22 protein-coding genes, 1 tRNA gene and 2 pseudogenes are annotated in these 23047 nt (G+C 44.2%); 2 read left to right on the plus strand and 23 right to left on the minus strand.

Annotated features, from left to right (window positions below):
- Positions 1-50 precede the first annotated feature (50 nt).
- From HMPREF1521_RS04910 to queF, 13 genes are all read right to left on the minus strand, one after another.
- Positions 51-1274: a DNA cytosine methyltransferase gene (locus HMPREF1521_RS04910; protein ID WP_038116582.1), complete on the minus strand. Its 1224-nt coding sequence runs from the start codon at positions 1272-1274 to the stop codon at positions 51-53.
- Entirely contained in the window at positions 1261-2379 is a 1119-nt protein-coding gene (locus tag HMPREF1521_RS04915) for a DNA cytosine methyltransferase (protein ID WP_038116584.1), read from the minus strand. Before HMPREF1521_RS04915 ends, HMPREF1521_RS04910 begins: the two co-directional genes overlap by 14 nt.
- A 245-nt stretch (positions 2380-2624) precedes the next feature.
- Positions 2625-3290, minus strand: coding sequence for a hypothetical protein (locus HMPREF1521_RS04920; protein WP_038116588.1), 666 nt, complete (start codon positions 3288-3290; stop codon positions 2625-2627).
- A 74-nt stretch (positions 3291-3364) separates the two neighbouring features.
- On the minus strand, positions 3365-4483 hold the full coding sequence (gene hydE / locus HMPREF1521_RS04925; protein ID WP_038116594.1) for a [FeFe] hydrogenase H-cluster radical SAM maturase HydE: 1119 nt from the start codon (positions 4481-4483) through the stop codon (positions 3365-3367).
- A gap of 4 nt (positions 4484-4487) precedes the next feature.
- On the minus strand, positions 4488-5210 hold the full coding sequence (locus HMPREF1521_RS04930; protein WP_038116596.1) for a YaaA family protein: 723 nt from the start codon (positions 5208-5210) through the stop codon (positions 4488-4490).
- Complete coding sequence (locus HMPREF1521_RS04935) at positions 5188-5790, minus strand: hypothetical protein (protein ID WP_038116598.1); 603 nt, start codon at positions 5788-5790, stop codon at positions 5188-5190. Before HMPREF1521_RS04935 ends, HMPREF1521_RS04930 begins: the two co-directional genes overlap by 23 nt.
- Positions 5791-6164: 374 nt before the next feature.
- Positions 6165-7424, minus strand: coding sequence for an Nramp family divalent metal transporter (locus HMPREF1521_RS04940; protein WP_038116602.1), 1260 nt, complete (start codon positions 7422-7424; stop codon positions 6165-6167).
- 20 nt (positions 7425-7444) lie between these two features.
- The gene (locus HMPREF1521_RS04945; protein WP_038116605.1) at positions 7445-8191 is read right to left on the minus strand and encodes a hypothetical protein; all 747 of its coding nucleotides are present in this window, start codon (positions 8189-8191) and stop codon (positions 7445-7447) included.
- A gap of 216 nt (positions 8192-8407) precedes the next feature.
- Positions 8408-8498, minus strand: a tRNA-Ser gene (locus HMPREF1521_RS04950).
- 47 nt (positions 8499-8545) lie between these two features.
- Complete coding sequence (locus HMPREF1521_RS04955; protein WP_038116606.1) at positions 8546-8980, minus strand: DNA starvation/stationary phase protection protein; 435 nt, start codon at positions 8978-8980, stop codon at positions 8546-8548.
- 245 nt (positions 8981-9225) lie between these two features.
- Entirely contained in the window at positions 9226-9840 is a 615-nt protein-coding gene (gene epsC, locus HMPREF1521_RS04960; RefSeq protein WP_051435752.1) for a serine O-acetyltransferase EpsC, read from the minus strand.
- A 250-nt stretch (positions 9841-10090) separates the two neighbouring features.
- A complete protein-coding gene (locus HMPREF1521_RS04965; RefSeq protein WP_198014213.1) occupies positions 10091-10597 on the minus strand; it encodes a hypothetical protein in 507 nt (168 codons plus the stop codon).
- A 240-nt stretch (positions 10598-10837) separates the two neighbouring features.
- Positions 10838-11335 carry a preQ(1) synthase gene (gene queF / locus HMPREF1521_RS04970; RefSeq protein WP_038116615.1) on the minus strand — a complete coding sequence of 166 codons (498 nt, stop codon included), beginning with the start codon at positions 11333-11335 and terminating at the stop codon, positions 10838-10840.
- A 366-nt stretch (positions 11336-11701) separates the two neighbouring features.
- Here queF and HMPREF1521_RS08985 point away from each other — a divergent pair.
- Positions 11702-11800: pseudogene (locus HMPREF1521_RS08985) on the plus strand (copper amine oxidase N-terminal domain-containing protein); the annotation flags it as partial.
- Positions 11801-12082: 282 nt separating this feature from the next.
- Positions 12083-12754: pseudogene (locus tag HMPREF1521_RS04975) on the plus strand (stalk domain-containing protein); the annotation flags it as partial.
- 158 nt (positions 12755-12912) lie between these two features.
- Here HMPREF1521_RS04975 and HMPREF1521_RS04980 read toward each other — a convergent pair.
- The 10 genes from HMPREF1521_RS04980 to hisD form a co-directional block, all read right to left on the minus strand.
- Entirely contained in the window at positions 12913-14544 is a 1632-nt protein-coding gene (locus HMPREF1521_RS04980; protein ID WP_038116617.1) for a membrane biogenesis protein AsmA, read from the minus strand.
- 144 nt (positions 14545-14688) lie between these two features.
- Positions 14689-16521, minus strand: a complete 1833-nt coding sequence (locus tag HMPREF1521_RS04985) for a carbon starvation protein A (RefSeq protein ID WP_084214628.1) — start codon at positions 16519-16521, stop codon at positions 14689-14691.
- Between the two features lie 256 nt (positions 16522-16777).
- Complete coding sequence (gene hisH / locus HMPREF1521_RS04990; RefSeq protein ID WP_038116620.1) at positions 16778-17392, minus strand: imidazole glycerol phosphate synthase subunit HisH; 615 nt, start codon at positions 17390-17392, stop codon at positions 16778-16780.
- 55 nt (positions 17393-17447) lie between these two features.
- Complete coding sequence (hisC, locus tag HMPREF1521_RS04995) at positions 17448-18524, minus strand: histidinol-phosphate transaminase (protein ID WP_038116623.1); 1077 nt, start codon at positions 18522-18524, stop codon at positions 17448-17450.
- Between the two features lie 34 nt (positions 18525-18558).
- A complete protein-coding gene (gene hisE / locus HMPREF1521_RS09105; protein ID WP_038116627.1) occupies positions 18559-18885 on the minus strand; it encodes a phosphoribosyl-ATP diphosphatase in 327 nt (108 codons plus the stop codon).
- A gap of 18 nt (positions 18886-18903) precedes the next feature.
- Positions 18904-19218, minus strand: coding sequence for a phosphoribosyl-AMP cyclohydrolase (gene hisI / locus HMPREF1521_RS09110; protein ID WP_038116630.1), 315 nt, complete (start codon positions 19216-19218; stop codon positions 18904-18906).
- A gap of 61 nt (positions 19219-19279) precedes the next feature.
- Positions 19280-20038, minus strand: a complete 759-nt coding sequence (hisF, locus tag HMPREF1521_RS05010; protein ID WP_038116633.1) for an imidazole glycerol phosphate synthase subunit HisF — start codon at positions 20036-20038, stop codon at positions 19280-19282.
- 99 nt (positions 20039-20137) lie between these two features.
- Positions 20138-20869 (minus strand): 1-(5-phosphoribosyl)-5-[(5-phosphoribosylamino)methylideneamino]imidazole-4-carboxamide isomerase, encoded by a 732-nt coding sequence (gene hisA, locus HMPREF1521_RS05015; RefSeq protein ID WP_038116636.1) that lies wholly within the window; start codon positions 20867-20869, stop codon positions 20138-20140.
- A gap of 39 nt (positions 20870-20908) precedes the next feature.
- Positions 20909-21499 carry an imidazoleglycerol-phosphate dehydratase HisB gene (hisB, locus tag HMPREF1521_RS05020; RefSeq protein WP_038116638.1) on the minus strand — a complete coding sequence of 197 codons (591 nt, stop codon included), beginning with the start codon at positions 21497-21499 and terminating at the stop codon, positions 20909-20911.
- A gap of 136 nt (positions 21500-21635) precedes the next feature.
- The gene (gene hisD, locus HMPREF1521_RS05025; RefSeq protein ID WP_038116641.1) at positions 21636-22910 is read right to left on the minus strand and encodes a histidinol dehydrogenase; all 1275 of its coding nucleotides are present in this window, start codon (positions 22908-22910) and stop codon (positions 21636-21638) included.
- Positions 22911-23047 lie beyond the last annotated feature (137 nt).

Here is a 23047-nt window from a genome sequence, read left to right on the forward strand (position 1 = left end):
TCTCCAAGAAAATGGGTGCAGATCAAAAGCATCTACAAGCACTCTCCTTTTTATTTTTCACTAGCAACTAAAGACTTATACAACTCAAGAATACTTAATGCCAATTTTTTCGCAAATAACGGTGGTACTGCATTACCAATCATTTCATAATTAGCAACCTGTGACTCAATAAATTCAAAATCATCATCAAAAGTTTGTAACCTTGCGGCTTCACGAACAGTAATACTTCTTTTTTGCCGTGAATCCGGATGAATATGTCTTAGTCCATCTTTCTTTAAATGTGCAGGTATTGTATTACTAGGCTTATCCCACCGCAATACATGATATTTATGAACATTCGTAATTTTCCCGGTCTTCTCTTGATATAATTTAATCAATTTATCAGTTGAATTAAATTCATTTACATTATCCTCTATATCTTTAGCTAAAATCCCAAATATCTCCTGATCTCTAAGATTATGGTATCTTGATTTATGTCCATTTATTTGACTTAAATTATCATAAGCAACTCTCTTAGTTACTTGTTTAACAGGATAAATCGGTGGCAAGTCTCCAATCGCATCTTTTACCGTTCGCCTATAATTAACCTTATATTTCATTAAAGTACATCTATAAAAATTCTCTAATATATTTTGATAATTAATATTTTTATCTTTTCGAACTCCAACAATAATAACTCGTTTTCTAACTTGTGGGACACCAAATTCCGCTAAATCTAATAAAGCATCTTTTCTTAAATCATCAATTATTTCATAACCTATTTCTGCAAATGCAGTACGAATCAAATCAGTTATTCTTTCTCCAGTTGGAATAGCTGATAATATTCCTTCTACATTTTCAAATACTATAATTTTAGGCCTATACTCTTTTACTACGCGAATATAAGCTTCAAAAAGGAAATTCCGATAATCATTTTTCATTCCATCCTTATCTCTAATTCTTCCAGCTATTGAATATGCTTGACATGGAGGCCCTCCAGAAATTACATCAATACACTTATTACCAACAAGTTGATTTAATCCTACTGAAGGCAAATAATCTGAATCTTCCCAACCATTAAAAAGCTCTTCCGATCGTTGTATATCAAAATTTAATATTATATCATCTACCAAACATCCCATATTATATTTAGATTTTAGCCTATTTTTTAAAGTCCTTACTTGAGGCTTTAACCATTCTACCGCAGCAATTAAATTATATTTTTTAGTTTGTTCAAAACCATCTAATAGTCCTCCTGCACCTGCAAAGAGTTCTATCACATTAAGCTTTCTCATATTTGATCCTTTTCCTATTCTTTTTTGCAAGATCTAAATACTTTTTTATTTCTTCACCTATAACTTGTGCGAGCAAAGGCGGAACTGCATTCCCTACTTGTCTATTTTGTTGAGTTTTAGTTCCTAAAAACTCAAATCGATCCGGAAATGATTGCAAACGAGCATTTTCTCTTACTGTAGGAACTCGATTCCATTTATAATGAAAATGATTTCTATGCCCTGTATCAATAGTTTTAGATGGCCGTTGACTATGATATCGAGTCCATGCCTCATTAAATTTTCTTGATTCACCAACTCCTGGTGGTAAATCTTTATAATTCCCACCTTCTGGGACTTGACTAATAACCCATTTCACTTCCTCTGTATGTTTTGTTCCAACATGATTATATAATTTAACCGCCCCCTCTCGCATAAGCCTTTGATAAGCACTTTGCGGCTCACATTCATACTCAGCAGTTGGTTTTCCTAAATCAAATTCTAAAGAGGGCAAGTCAGAAATTGCGGCAGCAGTCCCAACATAAGAACTTGAATCTAATATAGGTTCCGGAAATTTAAATGAATCGATTCTCAAATCATTTCTAAACCCCACAAAAAACATACGTCTTCTAAATTGTGGAACACCATAATCAGCCGCTAATAAAGGTTTTTCAGTTACAAAAACTTTATACCCTAAATCTTCAAACGTATTTATTATTTGTTCTTTAACTCTTCCTTTATATAGGGTAGCCATACCTGGAACATTTTCAATCAAAAAAGCTTTAGGTTTAAAAAACTTAACCGCATGAACGACTGCTAAGTATAGCTTATTTCTAGTATCATTAATATCTCTTGAACCAGTTAAACTAAACCCCTGACATGGTGGTCCTGCAATAATAACATCCAAGTCTACATTATTTATTACTTTAGCAATATTTGCCATAGCAACATCTTCTTGAAATAAATCTGCTTTCAAAGCCTTTGCACCTTTTATATTACGAGCGTAAGTTTTTAGTGCAGCCTCATCAAAATCAATTCCTGCTAGAATTTTAAATCCTGCTTGTAAAAATCCCTGACTTAAACCACCTGCACCAGAAAATAAATCTATAACAGTGTACTCAGTTATCATGTATATCATCCTTAATTATAGTCTAAATTGTCTAGTTACAATTCAATTGTTTTACAAATTATAATAACATATATCGAACATAAGAGCCATATTTTAATTATCTCTTAATACAGTTTCACCACGATAACAGTTTATATCTAGCACGACAAAAGACGATCCGTACGTATGCCGCCATCTCAGGGACGCGGAGCAAACATGCACAGACCGTCTTTTCAACAATAATACATCAAATAAAATTTTTATAATTATCTGCCGACTAATGAGGCGCAACCGTTTAATAAGGCTATAAATAATGCATAAATAATAAGAATGATAAGCGACGTAACCACACAGGCCAGGAATACTTTCAATTTTGACAACATGACCTGTTTTCCCATCAGCGCCAAGGATACCCAGATCATGATAACAAGCATACCTATAAAGCTGATAGAAAATACAACCCCAAATAATGTGGGTGCATCGAAGAAGCCTACTAATATACCTGCAGGAATGACAAGCAGTGCATAAAATGCCGTCCCAAACAGTACGCCATAGCCTTCCAAGTACCAGTTAACTTTCATAACCGCATTGACATTATCGGTACCGCCCATTTTCTTAACAACCCAGTTAAAAATATAAGAATAAATAGCTACACCGATAAACGACAGCAAAATTCCTAAAAACCAAATCAAAACGAAAGCTACACCGGCAAAGGTAAGGACCATAAGAAAAGTATTCGTGATCTCGTTACGTGGCAACAGGGGAATGAGCATCGTGCCGAATAAAGCTAATAATAAATAAGGAATGGCCCAGAAGAAAACCGTGCCCCAAAAGCCCTTTTTCAAAGTGCCGAATTCAACAATTTGATCAATCCCTTTCGAAAAGGGATGCACCAACAACTGAAAAAAATCCGAATACCATTTCGTTTCCATAAAATTCTCTCCTTTTATGCTATACAACACATAACATCATCGTCATGCCGTATATGACTCATATGAACAATGAACTAAAATGTTCCGGTTCTTTTCCCGTAATGTTTGGAGTCCCCGTTCTGTTTCCATCCCACCGTATCACCGATGGACATAACGCGGCGCGTTAGGCAGTCCTTACATTGTTCCGCATTATCGTCCACACATGGTTTGTTGTCGTACAGCAAGTATTTCGCGCGGTGTTCGGGAATCGTTATGATGGGCATCAATATATTCGCCCCTGCGGCAAGACCTTTTTCACGCCCCAGTTTATCGAGGGCCTGTAGAGCCGTAGTGGCCGCAATATTTACATCTTTCAAAAATAGACGGGTCAATGCAATCATCTTAAGTCCCAGTTGAACGCGGCGCAATTTACCCGCTTCATCATCGATACCCAACGCAAGGGCCTCCTGACCGAGCGGCGTATCATGATGCACCACATAAGGTCCCATACCGATCATGTCGATATCCATATCGCGATAAAACAGAATATCATTGACTAAATCCTCTTCCGTTTGTCCCGGCAGTCCGATCATGACACCCGTGCCCACCTGGAATCCGACGCGGCGCAGACGGCGTAAGCATTCCACGCGCGTCTCAAAAGAGTGCAATTCATCGTGAGGATGAATTTTATAGTATAATTCTTTATTCGTCGTTTCAATGCGCAATAAGTAGCGGCTTGCGCCGGCTTCGCGCATACGACGGTACGCCTCTTCCGACTGTTCTCCGACGCACATGGTAATCCCCAAAGAGCCGTCACCGATTGCTTTAATATCGCGAATAAGTTCCACCACATAGTCGACAAATGCATCATCACAGCGCTCGCCGGATTGCAAGGTAATCGATCCGTATTCATGATCGTACGCCCATTGCGCCATTTTAATGATATCCTCCCGATTCATATCAAACCGTTCGGCCTTATCATTTTCCCGGCGGATGCCGCAATAGTTGCAGTTCTTTATACATCGATTCGAAAACTCGATGAGACCGCGATAATATGCCACAGGTTGCACATATTTCGACTTCACTTCGTAAGCTTTCTTATAGATCAATTGCAACTGTTCTTCATCCGTTACGGACATGAGAAACCGCAACTCATCTTCGATCAATGCGGCATCGCCGACGAGATCTTTCGCTAAAATATCCTGAACTTGCAATCAATCACTTCCTTTCATAACGAACCGTCATCGATTCGCTTGGTATCGTAATGGATTCAATATCCGTCACACATGTAAATCCATTTATTTCACGAGGCAAATCACACACATGCTTCACCTCACGCATCAAACAATCATGCGCCATCATGCCGCGACTCATCTTGGACGATGTGCTCATCTGCTTATAGGCATCGCCGCGAAGTTCCCAGAATTCCGCGGTTACAATCTTCGGATGATCCAGCATTTTAGCGTATTCTTTCAATGCTAAATTCAATATCCAGTCTTCTTTGTGAAAGTAGTCCTTCACCGCATCGCGCCATGTATCATAAAGGTTGATACCGATTTTATCCACCATGTCGAGACGATAATCGCGAATCCCCATGTGAGGTTCTACGATGCCATACAACGCGGACAATATGACGAGATGACGTTCACCAAACCGCTTCGCCCGATCGGACAGGCCGGACCAGTTCAAATATTTAAATGCGATGCCGTCATAGCTCTCACCGGCACGCCCCACGGGATACTCCTCATGTCGCCGATAAAAGTCATGTACCGCCGTGGCCTTATCGCCCTTCAGCTTGAGCGCCTTACCTAGCGTTTCTACGTCAAGGGATTTCACATGTTCTAAAACGGATGCTGTAATCTGCGGATGAAACTGAGCGCATACATCCTTCACATGTGCGCTAATGGTCTTGGTTTTACTAGGAGAGAGGACGATTTTCATTCGCTAGATCCGCCTTGATAGATTCCTCTGTAAGATTATCGATAAGCTCCGGATTCCACAACATGAGCGGTACCGCTACCACGTGAGCCGCTTTCATTTCCTTACACAATTTAATACACTCTTTGAGGTATGGAGACTCGTCATCAAGAAGATCGCAAACGATAACCACATGACGTCCCTTGAGATTTACCCCTTCATAATCGATGCTTTCAGCGGACACGGTGAGCATCCCTGTTTCCAAACGACCTTCGCTCATGTCCCCGAGTCGGGTCATCAATACATGTTCAAGCAAGGTCGATAGCGGAGTCACAACGCGACCGATGCCGATGAGCGCCTCCGGTTGAGCATGGACGATGATTGTCTTCTTACGTTTATCCGTTCTGAAATCAACGAGAGCCTGCTCAAGTGCCGCATAAAATACAAACAGTTGCCATGGGTCGAAGGAACCCGTCTGGAACATGTCGATAATCGTACCGTCATCATCCATATTGAGACGTGTCAACAATTCCTCCGCAATATCATTTACAACGATGCTGAAGTCGGATTGAATAGGTTCTTGTACATTCTTTTGATCTGCCATTAATTCCTCCTGAATAGGATATATAATACTGCGCCGGTCGGCGCCGTCACAAACGTTTCTTTAATTTTAATTGTAACATATTTCGCGTCATCGTTGGGATACCGAGGATACACTTTTCACATGAACTATACGTTGACTACATGTCATGAATATATCTTTTGAAAGCATTCCTGCGGGAGAGCAAATACGGAGTGTAAAAATGGACCGCCGAAGCGGTCCATAAATTACTTGCACTTAAACATATACTTGAAATGATATGCACATAGCATTATATACTTAAAATTACATCTATTTGAAAGTACATATAGATAAAATTACATGTACTTATTACATGCTTTCACCGTTCTGAGCATTATCCATCAATATACAATTAATCAGCCCATTATGAGTAAATAGATATTCATAACAGTGACGATAATCCCGATGCCCCACAGTACAATATTTGTAAATGTTCGATTTACATATTGCCCCATAATATGACGGCTGCTGGTCATGTACAGTTGCAGAAATATCGTAACAGGCAGCTGCAGGCTCAAAAACATTTGAGACACCAGTAAGGCTTGGAATGAATCCGTTACAAATATGATGAGCAGCAGCGCCGGAATATACGTCAAAGACAATCCCAGACGACTGTGAAAGTCATTCATATCATAGGATTCGCCAAACATGCCCGCAAAAATACTCGCACCGGCCATGCCCGCCGTCGCGGATGATGCAAATCCGGCAAAGAGAAGTGCCAATGCAAAGATGGTACCCGCTGCGGGTCCGATTAAAGGCCGCAATAATTCCTCGGCCTGTTCCAGTTCCGTCACCTCTATGCCGTGAGAAAAAAAGACAGCTGCCGCCAATAAAATCATAGCGGAATTAATCATCCACCCGATGCCCATCGAAAGCAATGTATCGAGAAATTCATAACGCAACTGTTTCTTTATCACCGTCGGATCCTGCGTGTTGAACTGGCGACTTTGAATGATCTCGGAGTGCAAAAATAAATTATGCGGCATAATAACCGCACCCAGAATACTCAAAATAACGAGCATCGATTCATTTGGGATCTGAGGATTCACCCATCCGATACCGGCCGCAGCCCAATCCACATGAACCATATTGACCTCTACCACATAGGCCAATGCAATGAGAGACACAAAGCCGGCGATGATACGCTCTAGCTTACGATACGAATTGGTGATCAGCATAACCGTACAGATCAAAGCGGTCAAGATGCTGCCGATCAGCAACGGTATACCGAAAAGCATCTTCAAGGCTATCGCCGCACCGATAAATTCAGCCAAAGCCGTCGCCGCAGCAGCGATACCGGCCGTACTGAGCACAATGCGGGAAACCCAGCGCGGCAAAAATTCATAGGCGCATTCCGATAGACATTGGCCGCGGACTATGCCTAAATGCGCTACATTATGTTGCAGTAAAATGAGCATAATTGTGGACAGTGTCACCACCCACAAAAGTTGATACCCGAAACTGGCGCCGGCCGCCAGATTGGCGGCCCAGTTGCCGGGATCAATGAAGCCGACGGTCACGATAATACCCGGACCGATATATTTAAAGACTTCACTCACATGCTGCTTACCGTTTTGATGAACGGTAAACAATTGTCGTTTAAAAAAATCAATCATCCTAACTCCCTAAGTAAGGATTATAGAGTGAACTTCATCTCCGTTCTTGCACGCGCATCGGTTTTAGCCTTACCGTTTTTGGAATCGCTGTAACGGATGCGAACATCGCCGCCTACTTTAACGCGGGAATCATCAATTTTAAAATGTTTCATTTTTTCCTTGATCTGTTCATCCGTCAACGCGCGCTCTTCAGGCTTTGCCACTTCATCATTAGCTTTATCGAGAGCCTCCTGTTGCGATTCGCTTACGCGGTATTCCTTACCCGACGCTTTGGCCTTAGCGGCGCGTTTCTGGTCCGCTTTTTGACGACGTTCGTCCGTAACTTTCTTATCCCGTGCGATACGATAGTCCATTACATCGCGCATGTTTTCTTGATAAAGGCGCAATGCAAACTGGCGGTCATTGTCATTCATCTGTTCCCGTTTTTCCACGACCTCATCGATAAGGGGCATCAATTCATCCTTTGTATAGCTCGTACCGTCAAAGGCCAATCCATGAGTATCCGTGATAGAACCATGTTTAATCAACGTTTTCAATGCCGTATACGTCCAATCGTTCGGAGTTACCACATCGGAGCTCACACTGTGTTTGGAGTCGGAAGCGCGTACCACCTCCGTGTCAGCGCTGACACCGTCCACCATAGGACGGGCACTGGGAATGGCGATACTTTCAGCATGAACAGCCCCCAAAGAAGCGGTTAAACAAAAAGCCCCGACACCTAACGTGCGGCAAATCATTTTCAATCGACGTGTATATGTTGTATTCATAAGAGCCTCCTTAAATTAAATTTGATACAATCTATTATAATAACTCCCTTATGTATACGTCAACTCTATAACCCTTATACACTTCTGTGATGTGATAATATCCCGTGCTATCGCTGTAAAATCATAAGATAAATCAAAGCGACATCACAACCGATTACCCCATCACTACACAAATATACAAAAAGACCCCACATCAAGCGATGTGAGGTCTCAGCATGGCGGAGGATTAGGGATTCGAACCCTAGCGACGGTAACCCGCCCTAACGATTTAGCAAACCGTCCTCTTCAGCCTCTTGAGTAATCCTCCATGCTTTACTGAGTAATCATATCATACTCAGCAAAACATCGTCAAGATTATTTCAACATGGATTCGATGAACCAGATTTGTTTTACATAGTACTCAATATGGTCTTCCATCATGTTGGAAAGCAAGAAGTTATCTTCTTTACCTGCCGCTTCACGAATAGCCGCGGCCTGATCTTTCATGTATTTGAAATCCTTCAGTAGAATCTCAATTACCTTATGTTGAGGAACATCTTCCTGACCCAATTCGCCGATTTTTGCCAATTTAGCATATTCAACGGAGTTAACCAACGGGAATTCACCCTGCATTTTCACATGCTCAGCTACCGCATCAAAATAATCAAATGCTTCATCATAAATGGATTCCAAATATTCATGGATAGATTTGAATTGTGAACCTGTTACATTGAAATGTAAGTTATGCAATTTTACGTTCCATACGGAAAGATCTGCTAAATATTGATTTACTTGTGCTACGTTTTTCATAATAAATTCCTCCATTATTAATCAATTCTCAATTACCATGTATAACAAAAGACTTATACATTTAGTTGGCATCTATGCCATTAACTCTTTTATTTAATTTGTAATCAATATTGATTACATTGTTAGTATAACAATAATAATTATCCGTGTCAATATATAAAAATCTTTATCATCAAAAAAATAACCTATTACTATAAGACTAATAATCCTACAGCAATAGGTCGGTATATAACCATCAGAGTAATTTAAATATAATATTCTATATAATCATCCGGTACCTTCTTTTCCTCCGAGATCGCTTTATTATTTGTATTAAGTCTGGACTTTCGAACATACATGTTTTCAGGGTCTGTTTCGAAGATGACCATATCCTGAGGTATATCGTGCTTAATGACGAGGTTACAGCCGATTTTAGTGCGGGCACCGATGGTGATATCGCCCAAAATTTTCGTACCCGTACCGATGAGAACATCATCCTCGACCGTCGGATGGCGTTTCACCTTCTTAGATGACATACCACCGAGTGTGACCTGGTGAAATAATGTCACATTATCCCCTACAATAGCGGTTTCACCGATAACAACACCCATACCGTGATCGATAAATAATCCGCGTCCGATGGTAGCGCCCGGATGGATTTCTATGCCCGTCACATGACGTGAATGCAAAGCTATACGACGCGCTAAAATAGGCCATCCCGCCTTATAGAGGCGATGTGCAAAGAAATGCCAGAACAGCGCCGTTATGTGAGGATATGTCCAGATGACCATCCACACACTGGTTGCCGCAGGGTCCGAGTCCATAACACGCTGAATATTATATTTAATTTTTCCCCATAATTCGCGTAGACCTTGCATCACAGGTACTCCGTTTCTTCCTACAAATTTTTACTTTATGGATAGATGATAAAAAACGTCCTCAGGAAAATCCCAAGGACGATATTGTGGTTCCACCTTGTTATCCACTATGCAGAGTGCATATGCCTTTGTGCACTCTGATTACCCATACTCTAACACCTGAAAGCAGCCATTGTCAAGAGAATGAGAAGTACTTTTAAAACCCTAAAAAAGCAGGAAATAACTAGGTTCATCGATTAACTTGTAATTGTCGTTACATCGTAGGCCATGACTCCGGGACTATCAGCAACCACATTGCCATACCTATCAATAGTATAGATGTCATGACCATACAAAAAACGGGAATCCCCGCAAGCCATCTGTAAAGACCGGAATCAGACAGTCTCTCAAGGGTCTGCCGGTCGTGAAGCATAATATGTCCCCATACATAACCCATGAGGAGATACGATACAAACTGAGGAGCACCGAATAATATCCACACAAGATACGGCCAGGTGCTACGAATAGGCATACGCAACATATAAATACAGTCCGTTAAACCTTTTGCAAAATTACAGCGCCCGTTCAACATGTACTTCTCTTCCCACGAAGGGCTTTTCATGCCCTTATCAAGCTGTTCATAACGAAATGCCAGATTGCGCTCACCGTGGCTAAAGTCGATAATCCTCAACTCCTGTAAAATCAGAATGACAAATAAAATAATGCTGACGACTTGCCACCACTTACCGAAAACCCATGAAATATCAATTGCTAAAGGCATATACGTAGAGTAAAAATGTATCAGACAAGTGCCCAGCATATTAATAACAAATAGTATGGCAATAAATAGGCCATAAGAAATCCATGATTTCCCATTGTCTTTCATATATTGATTACTACGAATACCGGCCATCACCACTGCTGGTTTTAATGATAAACCCAGCCCTATCAAAAAAAAGAGCATAAATGATATGATTGCGGTTATATAATGTTCTAACATAGTATCTGTACGCTATGCGCTTTATCGGTACGCTACGCGCTCAGGCTGCATATCGTGAAAATGGAGGCGCTCCTTTGCCGTCTTTTCCCACTCCGTCCCGGACTTTCCATAATTCGCATACGGATCGATGGATAAACCGCCGCGTGGCGTGAACTTACCCCAGACCTCGATATACTTCGGATCCATCAACTTCACGAGATCTTTCATGATAATATTGATACAATCCTCGTGAAAGTCCCCATGATTACGAAAGCTGAACAGGTATAACTTGAGAGACTTGGACTCGACCATGCGCTTGTCGGGTACGTAGGATATATATATGGTCGCAAAGTCAGGCTGTCCCGTCATAGGACACAAGCTGGTAAACTCCGGACAATTAAACTTAACGAAGTAATCATTGTCAGGATGTTTATTTTCAAACGCCTCTAACACCTGCGGTGCATAATCAGTAGGATAATCAGTTTGATGACCTAGCATCGTTACGCCTTGTAACTCTTGTTCAGATCTGCCGGATGCCATAAGGAACCTCTTTCTATATAACACAATAAAAACCAGGAAACAATTCACTTAATACTTAAATTATATCACATGGAAAACTATAAAAATGTTCATAGCCTCGTACTACGTTTATTCACATTTAGTCCTTTCATCTTTTTCATCAAATTCATATTCACCAACCATAAACGCTTTCAACATTATTAACCAGTCGTAAACTCTCTCAATATCATCCACTAGGCATAAACACATTCAACATCATCAACTAATCATAAGTGTCTCCCACATAAATTGTATAAAATTTAAGTTTATAATTAAATATTCATCTCTTTATAGTACAGTACAAATGTATAATTTATCGTAATATTTTTATACATAATGGAGGATCTCATGAAATTAAAACAACTTATTTTATCAAGTATAGCCTTAGGGACTCTTGCTTTCACGAGCGGTATCATACAGCCTGCACAAGCGGCGGTCGGTGCGGAAAAATCTGCTACAACGCAAAATATTGAATCATCTGCAACTGCACAAACAGCGACACCTGCGACGAAACAAAATGTAGGAACATCTGTTGCTGCACAAGCACCTGCATCTGCAACAAGACAAAATGTAAGGACATCTGCATCTGCAGCTGCAGCTACACAAACACCGACACCTGCAACGAAACAAAATGTAGGAACATCTGCTGCTGCACAAACACCTGCATCTGCAACAAGACAAAATACGGGAATGCCTGCAGCTACGCCGGCATCAACACCGACATCGATGCAGAATACAGAAAAATCCGCAGCGGTGACGACACAACATCGTATCAATGTGGATGACAAGGTATTGGAACCGACAGCTAATAAGGCAAATGTCATTTATGTTGAGGGTCAACCTCTCGTGGCGTTGCGTCAAGTGTCTGAAGCTTTAGGATACAAAGTATCCTGGGACGCACCTACTAAAACGGCATTAATCGATACGACCGTCGCAACCTTGGCGGTACAGCCGGATTCTAAACAAATACTACGAAAAGGTAAATTACAAAACATCAACCTCGACACATCTGAATCCTTGCTGCCTGCTGCGCGTATAGTAGACGGAACACTTTACGTGAGCCCGCAAGCGTTCAAATTATTGCTGAATGATGTGAGTATAACAAAAGATGAAATTTATATCGCGCCACAACGCTCTCAATCCATCGATAATCCGGCACAAAACGGCCAACAGAACGGTGTAGATACGTTCTTGCCGCCTGAAGAGGACAAGGTGATACCGTACGAAGAAGATACATCCGCTACTAAAGAAAAGAAACCTCTTGTAACGGTAAAACGGACTGATACGAAAACGGATACCTCTAAAACAGATACAGACGATACAAAAAATACAGTAAACACGAAAAATACAACAAGCACAAAGACTTCCGGGGACCAACGATCCAACGGCTTAAGCAGATAAATAAATCTTTACCGTAAGCTAATTAAATCATCCCCTATCAACAAAAGATGGCGACTCATCACATCGATGAACCGCCATCTTTTTTTATTACTCATTACCAGTCTCTATTACGCCCCGGTTATTGTAACGACAGGGAGTAAATTAATCTCATAACATTTTTATTGCTTAAGCCCTTTAGACATAGCATCTAAACTATCTTTTGCGGAATCTATCCCCCGTTTTAAGTCCTTCACGGATTCCTTCATGTCCGGCGGCGCTGTGAGACCTGACTTATCAAGACCCTTTGCAGATTCGGAGGCGCGCTTCATATTTTCACCGGCTTGCCCCATGCCTCTCTTAATCCGGTCCATATTAGCATCCATCTTATCGATTTCATCTTCATCATAAATAAAGAAATTACTGCCCCCATGAGAGGTGATATTCAACGGCCCCAGCGTGAGCTCTCCATTATCGATGCGCAAGGCATCCGTCGAAATTGTGGTGACATTCGTGTTAACTTTCACATCACTAAAGGATAAATGACGCCCCTTATTGTGAAAGTTTCCCGTAATGCTCTTAATCGGTATCAATACATAATGGCCCTCGCCGGACCAGAAATTCCCCCACACCTCCATATCTCGCGGTTTACCTTCACTTTTAAAGTTCAAATTCGCCGATACGGGAACGTCGAACTCCGGCGTTTTTAAGGCTATACTGCTATCGAGATCCGTCGCAGTTCCCGTAATGGTATAAGCGCGAGTATCGAGATTATATATGCCCTTCGCCTGTAATTTGCCGCCATACACATTGGCGCTGACATTCTCAAAATTTAAATTCCCGTCTTGATAGGTCACATCCCCTACAACCGTTTCAAAGGTAAGTGCAGGAATATGCAACACCGGCATCGTGACGCGCCCCTTTGCATAAGGACGATTTAAATCTCCAGTCACCTTTGTGAGCAAGGTCATCGCATCATGAATATTATCACCGAACCCGAGGGATGCAGGATCCACACCCTTGATATCGAGCTGCAGATTCAGTTGAGGCATGCGATGTTTCAACGCATCCTTCAAATCGATACGACCTTTCATGACGAGTCCGTCGCCGATAGCAGTTCCGCCGAATTTGCCGGTTTCCAAATCGATGCGCATAGCACGATGGCTATCGAGGTCGATTTTCGCATTTACATCCTTCATCACATAATGCCTGTTTTTCTGAAAGATTTCCAGCTGATTATGACGCAACTCAATTTTCACATCCAGATGTTGTCCCTGCCAATTAAAATTACGGACGCGCTTCCCCAGTTCCTCCTGCCGTTCCTGCGTCGTTTTCTTCGGTGCTTTCGGTCTCGGTTCCACCTCATTGAGCGGTTTTGTAACATCCGGCGACATAGGCGCAAAATCCACGCGGTTATTGTCATCCAGATCGATAACGACCACCGCATCCTCCAACAGGATTTCACGCACCGCGGAGGCCTTAAAATTTCGAGTTACGATATCCCACATATTAACGCGAATCTTACCGCTCGGTGCATTGAGCAGTTCATGCCCTTCCGGATCTTTCCAGACGAGCTCCGTGAAAGACAATGTTCCCCACGGCGTGGCGGATAAGCTTTCAACTGTAACCGTACCGCGCATAATGGTCTGTCGAGCCATGACCTCATTGAAAATAACGCCCATACCACGACTGGCAATCGTAGCGAGGATAAAAAATACAATCCCGCCGATAGCAAGGAACAAAGCAAGCCCCTTGATTCCCTTCTTATACAATTGTTTATATTTTATCCAATAGGAACGCATGTAATGTTTCATAGCCCTATTATAGCACGTTGAAGGTATAAGTTTTATTTTGATTGGTCTCGCTATATACTACATTTATATTGAGACTATGAAACATTCCTCGGAAAAGAGAAAAGACGAGGTCAAGCCTCGTCTTTTAATTTAAGTTTTCAATTGTTATGCTTTTGCTTCTTTGCCGTATTTTACAAGGCTTTCAGCCTCAATTTCAGCCTGAGTGCGATAGTCCTGAGGAATACTGGACAAGCGAATCCAGCTGCGAACAGCCTCAACCAATACGATGAGGATCATGAGGAACATAGCTGCACTGAATGCCACCAGGATCCATTTGCCAGCCGGAATATAACTGTTGAATACGTTTTCAAAATCAGCCGTAATAGCGACAATAGCCATCAATACACAAGGAATACCGGTTACCCATGCATAGCGTTTGTGACCGAGGCGCATGATAACGGTAGTACCTACGGCCAAGGTCATGGTGCCCAGCAATTGGTTGGATACACCGAATAGAGGCCAGATGATACCGATGTTGCCCTGCAATACGAGGTAACCCCACAATACGCAAATCAAAGCGGCACATCCGTACACGCCGGGAGCCCAATGCTGATCGTTGAATTTATGGTAGAAATGACCGAGCAATTCTTGAAGTAAATAACGACCTACACGTGTACCGGCATCGATCAATGTCATGATGAACAAAGCTTCAAACATGATACAGAAGTGATACCAATAGCCCATCAAATGATCCATGTTAGGTAATTTGGAGAAGATGTGAGCCATCCCTACAGCAAGGGATACGGCACCGCCGGGGCGATGCATCAAGTCTTCGCCGACCATTGCGGACAATTTAGGCAATTCATGAACCTGAAGGCCTAACGCCTTGAAGGATTCCACAGTGGAGTTAATTGCGAAATAATCATCAGGATGTAATGCTGTTGCCGCAATCAAAGCCATCATGGCGATGAATGCTTCCGTCAACATGGCACCGTAACCGATAGGCAAGATTTCCCGTTCATTAGTAAGCATCTTAGGTGTTGTACCGGTAGCGATAACAGTATGGAAACCGGATAACGCACCGCAGGCGATAGTAATGAAGATATAAGGGAATACGGAACCTTTCAACACAGGACCGCCGCCATAGATATAAGGAGTGATGGCCGGCATCTGAATTTCAGGCATTACGATGATAATACCGAGTGCCAATGCACCGATAGTACCGATTTTAAGATATGTAGATAAATAATCACGAGGTGCTAATAAGAGCCATACAGGAAGTGCGGCTGCAAAAAAACCGTAAATAGCAAGCATGATTTCAATGGTCTGTAAATCATAGGTAAACCAATGCGCATATTCGCTGGCAGCCACGTTCGGACCGTAAATAATAGCCGCAAAGATCAAAGCCACACCGATAACGGTGGCTTCCTGAATTTTACCGGGACGCAACCATTTCAAATAAATGCCGATAAAAATAGCAATCGGAATCGTGGCGAATACGGAGAAGAAGCCCCAAGGGGAGTTATGCAATGCATTAGCCACCACTACGGCCATCCCCGCAAGGGTGATAATCAACAGGAACAATGTGGCAAGCATGGCACCGAATCCGGCCCATTTGCTGATTTCTTCGCGCGCAATATCCGCAATGGACTTGCCGTCGTAACGAACGGATGCGAAGAGAATAACCATGTCGTGTACGGCACCGGCCACAACGGAACCGATCAGAATCCATAAGGCGCCCGGTAAATACCCGAACTGAGCTGCGATAACAGGACCTACGAGAGGACCTGCACCGGCGATAGCCGCGAAGTGATGACCGAATGTAACCCATTTATTGGTCGGTACATAATCGTGACCATCGTTGTGAACCATAGCCGGCGTCGGACGATACTGGTCCAAGGTGAGCACCTTCGCCGCTATGAAAGCCCCATAAAAGCGGTACGCTAAAATTAGAATACACGCGGAGGCTATAACTAAGTAAATACCATTCATAACCATATAAACACCTCCAATTGTCCCGTGACATGGTGCACATATGAATATAACAAATAAAACTATTTTTACCATGCCACTATGGCTCTCTATACTTTTGTACTTACAAGTTAATTGTATAACTAATCAGAAATGTGTCAATAATTGATTTCTCATTTTGAAAGTTTACTATGATAAAAACGCATTATAAAAAGGCATTCTCCCGTTTCGGGAAAATGCCTTTTTCTTAATGCTTAACTGGTTATATCTGTCACTATACATTCTATTGTATCAACTTCGTAATGTTACCAAATGTGCGGAGTAAATCAAGTCCTACGGCTCCGCTCTTCTCCGGATGAAATTGCATACCGTATACCGAACCGCACTCGACAATCCCCGGCACGGCCATTCCGTAATCGGCGGTAGACGTAATATATTTCGAATCGGTATCCACATAGTATGAATGGACAAAATACGTATATTCTCCATCGATGCCGCTGAAAACACTTTCCCGATGATGCACAGTATTCTGATTCCATCCCATATGAGGAACGCGAAGCCCCATATCTCTAGGGATCGCTTTCACAACGCCCGGAATGATTCCAAGCCCCGGCGCAGGTCCGTATTCCTCGGATTCATCAAACAAAAGCTGCATGCCTAGGCAGATACCGAGGAGCGGAATATTTCGTTTTACCGCCTCTGAAAGCGGCTCGACAACGCCTCGTTCCTTCAACACGGTCATGGCCGACGCATAAGCGCCCACGCCGGGCAGAATGACGCCGTCCGCCTGTACGATTGTATCGGCATCGGCCGTCAATACCGCATCAAGCCCGATATAGGCCAATGCCTTTTGAACGTTAAATGTATTTCCCGCATCATAATCAATTATGGCAATCATGGTGTGTTCCTTTCCGATGCCTACCGTTATATACTCACTTATACTACATTTCGATTTATGCTACATACTCGCGCAAGATAGCCCGCATTCTATCTCCGTCCTGCGCGGCCGGGATGGTGAGACGCAACCAATTCGGGCGCTGACCCCGGCGCACCTGATACCCCGCCGAAAGCCATACCTCGGCTAAGCCGTCCGCATCAGGTACGGTAAAGAAGATAAAATTCGCTTCGCTTTTATAATAGTGAATCCGCAGTTCATCAAAGAGCGATTCCCATATAGCCCGTTCCGCCGCATTTTGAGATACCGTACGCGCTAAAAATTCCTGATCCGCCAAAGCCGCCTCCGCCGCCACCTGAGATAATGTGTTGAGGTTATACGGCAGGCGAATGGTCTGGATGTAATTCGCCAATTCCACGGGCGCCATCATATAGCCTACTCGATAGTTTGCAAGTCCGTAAGCCTTTGAAAAGGTGCGCATAATCGCCACATTGGGAAACTCATCAAGCAGCGCCCGTGCCGTCGGCACCGCTACGGACGTGACAAAGTCGATATACGCTTCGTCGATGATAACCAGCGTATCTGTCGGTATATTTTCCACAAATCGCCGAATATCTTCCACCGCTTCATACGTTCCCGTCGGATTATTGGGATTACAGATCCAGACGAGACGTGTCGTATGATCCACCGCTTTCACGAGAGACGAGAAATCATAATGCCCCGTTTCAAAATCAGCGGGCACCTCACGGATTTCGGCGCCTTCCACAAGACCGTTCAAGGCGTATTCCGAAAAAGCCGGCGTGCTGACCACGACAGAGTCCCCCGCATTAATCAATGTCTTGTTGACCATGGCGATAACCTCATCGAGGCCGACACCGATAACCAGCTGCTCCGGCTTAACCTGCCAATACTCCGCCAGCTTCGCCCTCAAGGACGTCGCATTGCCGTCCGGATAGTAGTTCGCATCATTATGCGTCACATAGGACAAAATCGCTTCGCGCACCTCCGGAGATGTACCGTAAGGATTTTCATTCGCCGACAGTCGCACCAGACGGTCCACCCCGAGGCGACTTTTAACCGCTTGCGCCGGCTCTTCCGGCACATATGGTTGTAATGTACGAATAATCTCTTTCATAATCTGTCCTTTCCGACACCGCTACTGCCGATTTTTATAAATTCGTAATCTCCGGCCGATCCGTGGTCTTGCTCACAACCCCTTCGCGGCTCGCCAATTCGGTTTCAATCGCCTCGTAAGGAATCTCTTTTTCCACCAACAGCACCAATAAATGATACAATACGTCAGCCGTTTCATAGATGAGCTCCTGCGGATTTTCGTTCTTCGCGGCGATGACAACCTCTGTCGCCTCTTCGCCTACCTTTTTCAAAATCTTGTCGAGTCCCTTATCAAAGAGATAATTCGTATAGGACCCTTCCTTCGGCTCCGCTTTACGCCGCCTGATAATCTCGTATAATTCGCTCAATGTCTGCCGTGCCATCTGTATCATCCACGCTTTCTACAACTCAATATCATTAAAGAAACAACTGGTTCGCCCCGTATGACAGGCCGGCCCTTGCGGTTCCACCTGCACGAGCAGCGTATCCCCGTCACAATCGAGGGCCATCTTCACGACGCGCTGCACATGACCGCTCGTACCTCCCTTGTGCCACAGCTCCTGCCGCGACCTGGACCAGAACCATGTTTCCTTCGTTTCCAGGGTCTTGTGAAAACTTTCTTCATTCATCCACGCCACCATGAGAACTTCCTTCGTACGGACATCCTGCACAACCGTCGGCAAAAGGCCGTTACCTTTATCAAAATCAGGTTTCATAAAACCCTCCTCTTGAAATGTCTGCTATAAAAACAGCATTTGTTAACATGCACTTTAAAATTTACCGTACGGGAATACCACATTTTCTCAGTTCCGCCTTGAGTTCCGGTATTTTGATCTCCCCGAAATGAAATATGGATGCCGCCAGAGCCCCCGTCACACCGGTCTGTTCAAAGAGATCCACGAAGTCCTGTACCGTTCCGGCACCGCCGGATGCGATGATCGGCACATCCACAATCGATTCAATGGCCTTATATAACGCAATATCAAAACCCGACTTTGTGCCGTCCTTATCCATGCTCGTCACCAACAATTCACCGGCACCGCGCGATACCGCTTCCTTTGCCCATTCAAGAGCCTTCTTCTCTGTTCGATTACGACCCCCGTGAGTATATACATACCATTCGCCCGTGTCTTCATCGGTTTTCACGTCAATAGCCACTACCATGCATTGATTACCGAATTTTTGGGCACCCTCGCTGATGAGTTGCGGATTAGCCAGCGCCGCCGAATTTAAGGATACCTTATCGGCACCGGCTTTCAGCAAGGCAGTCATATTCTCAACGCTCTTGATGCCTCCGCCCACGGTAAGGGGCATGAAAACCTTTGCGGAAATATCCTGCACAACGTCACGCATGGTCGTCCGGGCATCAACGGTGGCCGTAATGTCCAAAAACACGAGCTCGTCCGCCTGTTGCCGGTCATAAGACGCAGCAATGTCCACAGGACTTCCTACGTCCACGAGATTCACAAAGTTAATCCCCTTTTTCACGCGCCCGTCATCCACATCGAGACAGGGGATAATCCGTTTTGCTAACATACCGTCCCTTTCATTTAATCATCCATCTAATTATTACATTTATTCTCTACTCTTATTTACTAAATTTACTACACCATTTACCATATCTGTTTACGTTTATTACTTCACCTTATTACATTTATTCCGTTCCGCAATGGCCTCCAGCGTAATCGTTCCTTCGTAAAGCGCCTTGCCTACGACACTATCCATGATGCCTCGCGCCTCCAAAGACTCAATATCCGTCATATTCCGAATGCCGCCGGATGCGACGATGTGTACCGCAGGAAACTTCGATTGTAAATCTCCCAGCAGGTCTTCGTTGGCCCCTTCCATCGTACCGTCTCTATCCACATCCGTAACGATAAAATACTTCGCGCCGGCTTCAGCCATGATCCCGATAAGCTCACTCATCGCTACATCCGACTGATCGAGCCACCCCTCGGCGGCGACCTTTCCGTTTTTGCCGTCCACGCCGATAACGATGCGCTCAGGGCCGTATTTTTTCAACATGCATTTCGTAAATTCCGGATTTTTCAGCGCTACGGAGCCTAAGATAATGCGATTTACCCCCATCTCCACATATACATCAACCGCCGCTTCATCGCGAATGCCGCCACCTATCTCCAAAATGCCTGTGAAAGCTGAACGCACCGCTTTCACCACATCCACGTTAACGGGCTTGCCCGCCTTGGCGCCGTCCAAATCCACCAGATGTAGGGCCCCTACACCTGAGGCTTCATACGCTTTGGCCTGTGCCACCGGATCGGGATTGATGACCGTCTCTTGAGCAAAGTCCCCCTTATAAAGGCGTACACTGCGGCCATTTTGCAAATCGATTGCCGGAAAAATCATAATTACCTCTATTCTTGTATAAAACAAATTAATATGTTTTTATATAGTCCCCTTGGTTGAATTAACACCGACGATATCAGGGTTGATGGTTACAGCCTTACGCAAGGCACGGCCCGTCGCCTTAAACATACTTTCAATAATATGATGCGTATTGCGACCGTACAGATTGCGCACATGTAAATTCATGGCGCCGCTCATGGCGAGGGCCTGAAAGAAATCCTCCACCAATTCCGTTTCAAAATTACCGCCCAGCACAGGCGTATTCCACTCACCTTGAAATACGAGGTACGGGCGGCCGCTCAGATCGACAACAACCTGTGTCAAAGCCTCATCCATAGGCACCCACGCATCACCGTAACGCTCGATGCCGATCTTGTCACCCACGGCTTTCACCAAGGCCTGCCCCAATGCAAGTCCCGCATCCTCAACGGTGTGATGCGCATCAACATATGTGTCGCCGTTCGCTTTCACAACGAGCCCGAAGCGACCGTGCTTCGCAAACAAAGTCAGCATATGATCAAAAAAGCCGATGCCCGTCGAAATACTGCTCGCCTGATTGCCGTCGAGGGTAAGCTCCACAATAATATCCGTTTCTGCAGTCCTGCGCTGCACCGTTCCTGTTCGTATCATGATATCCTCTCAATAATTAATCTGTCACATAACAACCGGCAAATTCCGTTTAAAATATTTCTTGAATTACTTGCAATTCCCTTAATTGCAAGCTCTATGAACTATGCTAATTTGCCTTAATGCGATCTTCCCGCAATTACTCAAATCTCACTTCGATAGCGCGCGCATGAGCCTCAAGGCCTTCGGTACGCGCCAAGGCGGTAATGTGTTTCGACACTTCCTGTAATCGTTCCTTCGTAAATTGGGTGAAAGACGTGCGTTTCACAAAATCATATACCCCTAATGGAGACGAGAACCGCGCCGTACCGCTGGTGGGAAGCACATGGTTCGTACCGCCCACATAGTCCCCTAACGGCTCGGACGCATAAGCGCCGAGAAACACGGAGCCTGCATTCTGAACCAGACTCATATAACTCATCGGATCCGGCAGCTGAATTTCCAAATGCTCCGGCGCCACTTCATTCATGACCGTAAACATATCCTCCACAGAATTCAGCACCGCAATATAGCTGTTGTTTTCAATCGCCGGACGTGCGATACTTTCACGAGGCAACGTCTTAAGTTGACGTTCCACCTCATCCGACACGGCATTCGCCAAGGTTTCACTGGTGGTCACCATGATAGCACGAGCCCGCGCATCGTGCTCCGCCTGCGATAAAAGGTCCGCCGCAAGATGCACCGGATTTGCACTGTCATCCGCAATAATACCGATTTCGCTGGGGCCGGCAATCATATCGATATCGACCTGACCAAAAACCTGACGCTTTGCGGTAGCCACGTAAATATTGCCGGGGCCTACGATTTTATCAACCTTCGGAATCGATTCCGTACCGTATGCGAGGGCCGCCACACCTTGGGCGCCGCCCACCTGATACACCGCATCGACACCGGCTATTTTGGCCGTACCCAGCACGGCCGGATTGATGCCATCCTTTTGAGGCGGCGTCACCATAATGATTTCCTTAACACCCGCAATCTTCGCCGGCAATGCCGTCATCATGATAGTCGACGGATAGGCCGCCGTACCGCCAGGCACGTACAGACCGACGCGCGCCAAAGGAATCACCTTTTGACCGCGAATAATGCCCGGCGTATCCATATCTACGAACCCTTGTTCAATCTCACGGCTGTGAAATTCCGTGATGTTTTCCTTTGCCTTGAAAAGGGCCTCCTTGAGATCATTCGGCAATGATTCATACGCCGCATCGATATCCGCCTGAGGGACTCTGAAAGTATCGATACTGACACCGTCAAATTTTTCCGAGTAGGCACGCAACGCCGCATCTCCGTTCATGCGCACATCGCTGATAATATCATACACGCGCCGCTCGATTTCCATATCTGTCGTCTGCTGCGTATAATTGCGCACGATAGAAAGCATCGAGTCCAGCGATTCCTTGTAAATTTTCATTTCCATCCTTCTTTCCGTTTGAGTGGTGTTTTAAACTATACCTACTTAAGTATTATTTCACATAACACCTATTTAAATATTATTTCACATAACACCGACTCAAATGGCATATCATATCGATTCAAGTTTTTCACGAT

Source organism: Veillonella sp. AS16, assembly GCF_000517785.1.
GTDB classification, from domain to species: Bacteria; Bacillota; Negativicutes; order Veillonellales; family Veillonellaceae; genus Veillonella; species Veillonella denticariosi.

Bases quoted from the DNA above. Each gene is read 5' to 3' on its own strand.
- HMPREF1521_RS04910 (WP_038116582.1), bottom strand. From the start codon at position 1,274: ATGAGAAAGCTTAATGTGATAGAACTCTTTGCAGGTGCAGGAGGACTA.
- HMPREF1521_RS04915 (WP_038116584.1), bottom strand. From the start codon at position 2,379: ATGATAACTGAGTACACTGTTATAGATTTATTTTCTGGTGCAGGTGGT.
- HMPREF1521_RS04920 (WP_038116588.1), bottom strand. From the start codon at position 3,290: ATGGAAACGAAATGGTATTCGGATTTTTTTCAGTTGTTGGTGCATCCC.
- HMPREF1521_RS04930 (WP_038116596.1), bottom strand. From the start codon at position 5,210: ATGAAAATCGTCCTCTCTCCTAGTAAAACCAAGACCATTAGCGCACAT.
- HMPREF1521_RS04935 (WP_038116598.1), bottom strand. From the start codon at position 5,790: ATGGCAGATCAAAAGAATGTACAAGAACCTATTCAATCCGACTTCAGC.
- HMPREF1521_RS04940 (WP_038116602.1), bottom strand. From the start codon at position 7,424: ATGATTGATTTTTTTAAACGACAATTGTTTACCGTTCATCAAAACGGT.
- HMPREF1521_RS04945 (WP_038116605.1), bottom strand. From the start codon at position 8,191: ATGAATACAACATATACACGTCGATTGAAAATGATTTGCCGCACGTTA.
- HMPREF1521_RS04955 (WP_038116606.1), bottom strand. From the start codon at position 8,980: ATGAAAAACGTAGCACAAGTAAATCAATATTTAGCAGATCTTTCCGTA.
- HMPREF1521_RS04965 (WP_198014213.1), bottom strand. From the start codon at position 10,597: ATGCCTTTAGCAATTGATATTTCATGGGTTTTCGGTAAGTGGTGGCAA.
- queF (WP_038116615.1), bottom strand. From the start codon at position 11,335: ATGGCATCCGGCAGATCTGAACAAGAGTTACAAGGCGTAACGATGCTA.
- HMPREF1521_RS04980 (WP_038116617.1), bottom strand. From the start codon at position 14,544: ATGAAACATTACATGCGTTCCTATTGGATAAAATATAAACAATTGTAT.
- HMPREF1521_RS04985 (WP_084214628.1), bottom strand. From the start codon at position 16,521: ATGGTTATGAATGGTATTTACTTAGTTATAGCCTCCGCGTGTATTCTA.
- hisH (WP_038116620.1), bottom strand. From the start codon at position 17,392: ATGATTGCCATAATTGATTATGATGCGGGAAATACATTTAACGTTCAA.
- hisC (WP_038116623.1), bottom strand. From the start codon at position 18,524: ATGAAAGAGATTATTCGTACATTACAACCATATGTGCCGGAAGAGCCG.
- hisE (WP_038116627.1), bottom strand. From the start codon at position 18,885: ATGGCACGGCAGACATTGAGCGAATTATACGAGATTATCAGGCGGCGT.
- hisI (WP_038116630.1), bottom strand. From the start codon at position 19,218: ATGAAACCTGATTTTGATAAAGGTAACGGCCTTTTGCCGACGGTTGTG.
- hisF (WP_038116633.1), bottom strand. From the start codon at position 20,038: ATGTTAGCAAAACGGATTATCCCCTGTCTCGATGTGGATGACGGGCGC.
- hisA (WP_038116636.1), bottom strand. From the start codon at position 20,869: ATGATTTTTCCGGCAATCGATTTGCAAAATGGCCGCAGTGTACGCCTT.
- hisB (WP_038116638.1), bottom strand. From the start codon at position 21,499: ATGATACGAACAGGAACGGTGCAGCGCAGGACTGCAGAAACGGATATT.
- hisD (WP_038116641.1), bottom strand. From the start codon at position 22,910: ATGAAAATTTACAAGGAATCGCTGGACTCGATGCTTTCTATCGTGCGC.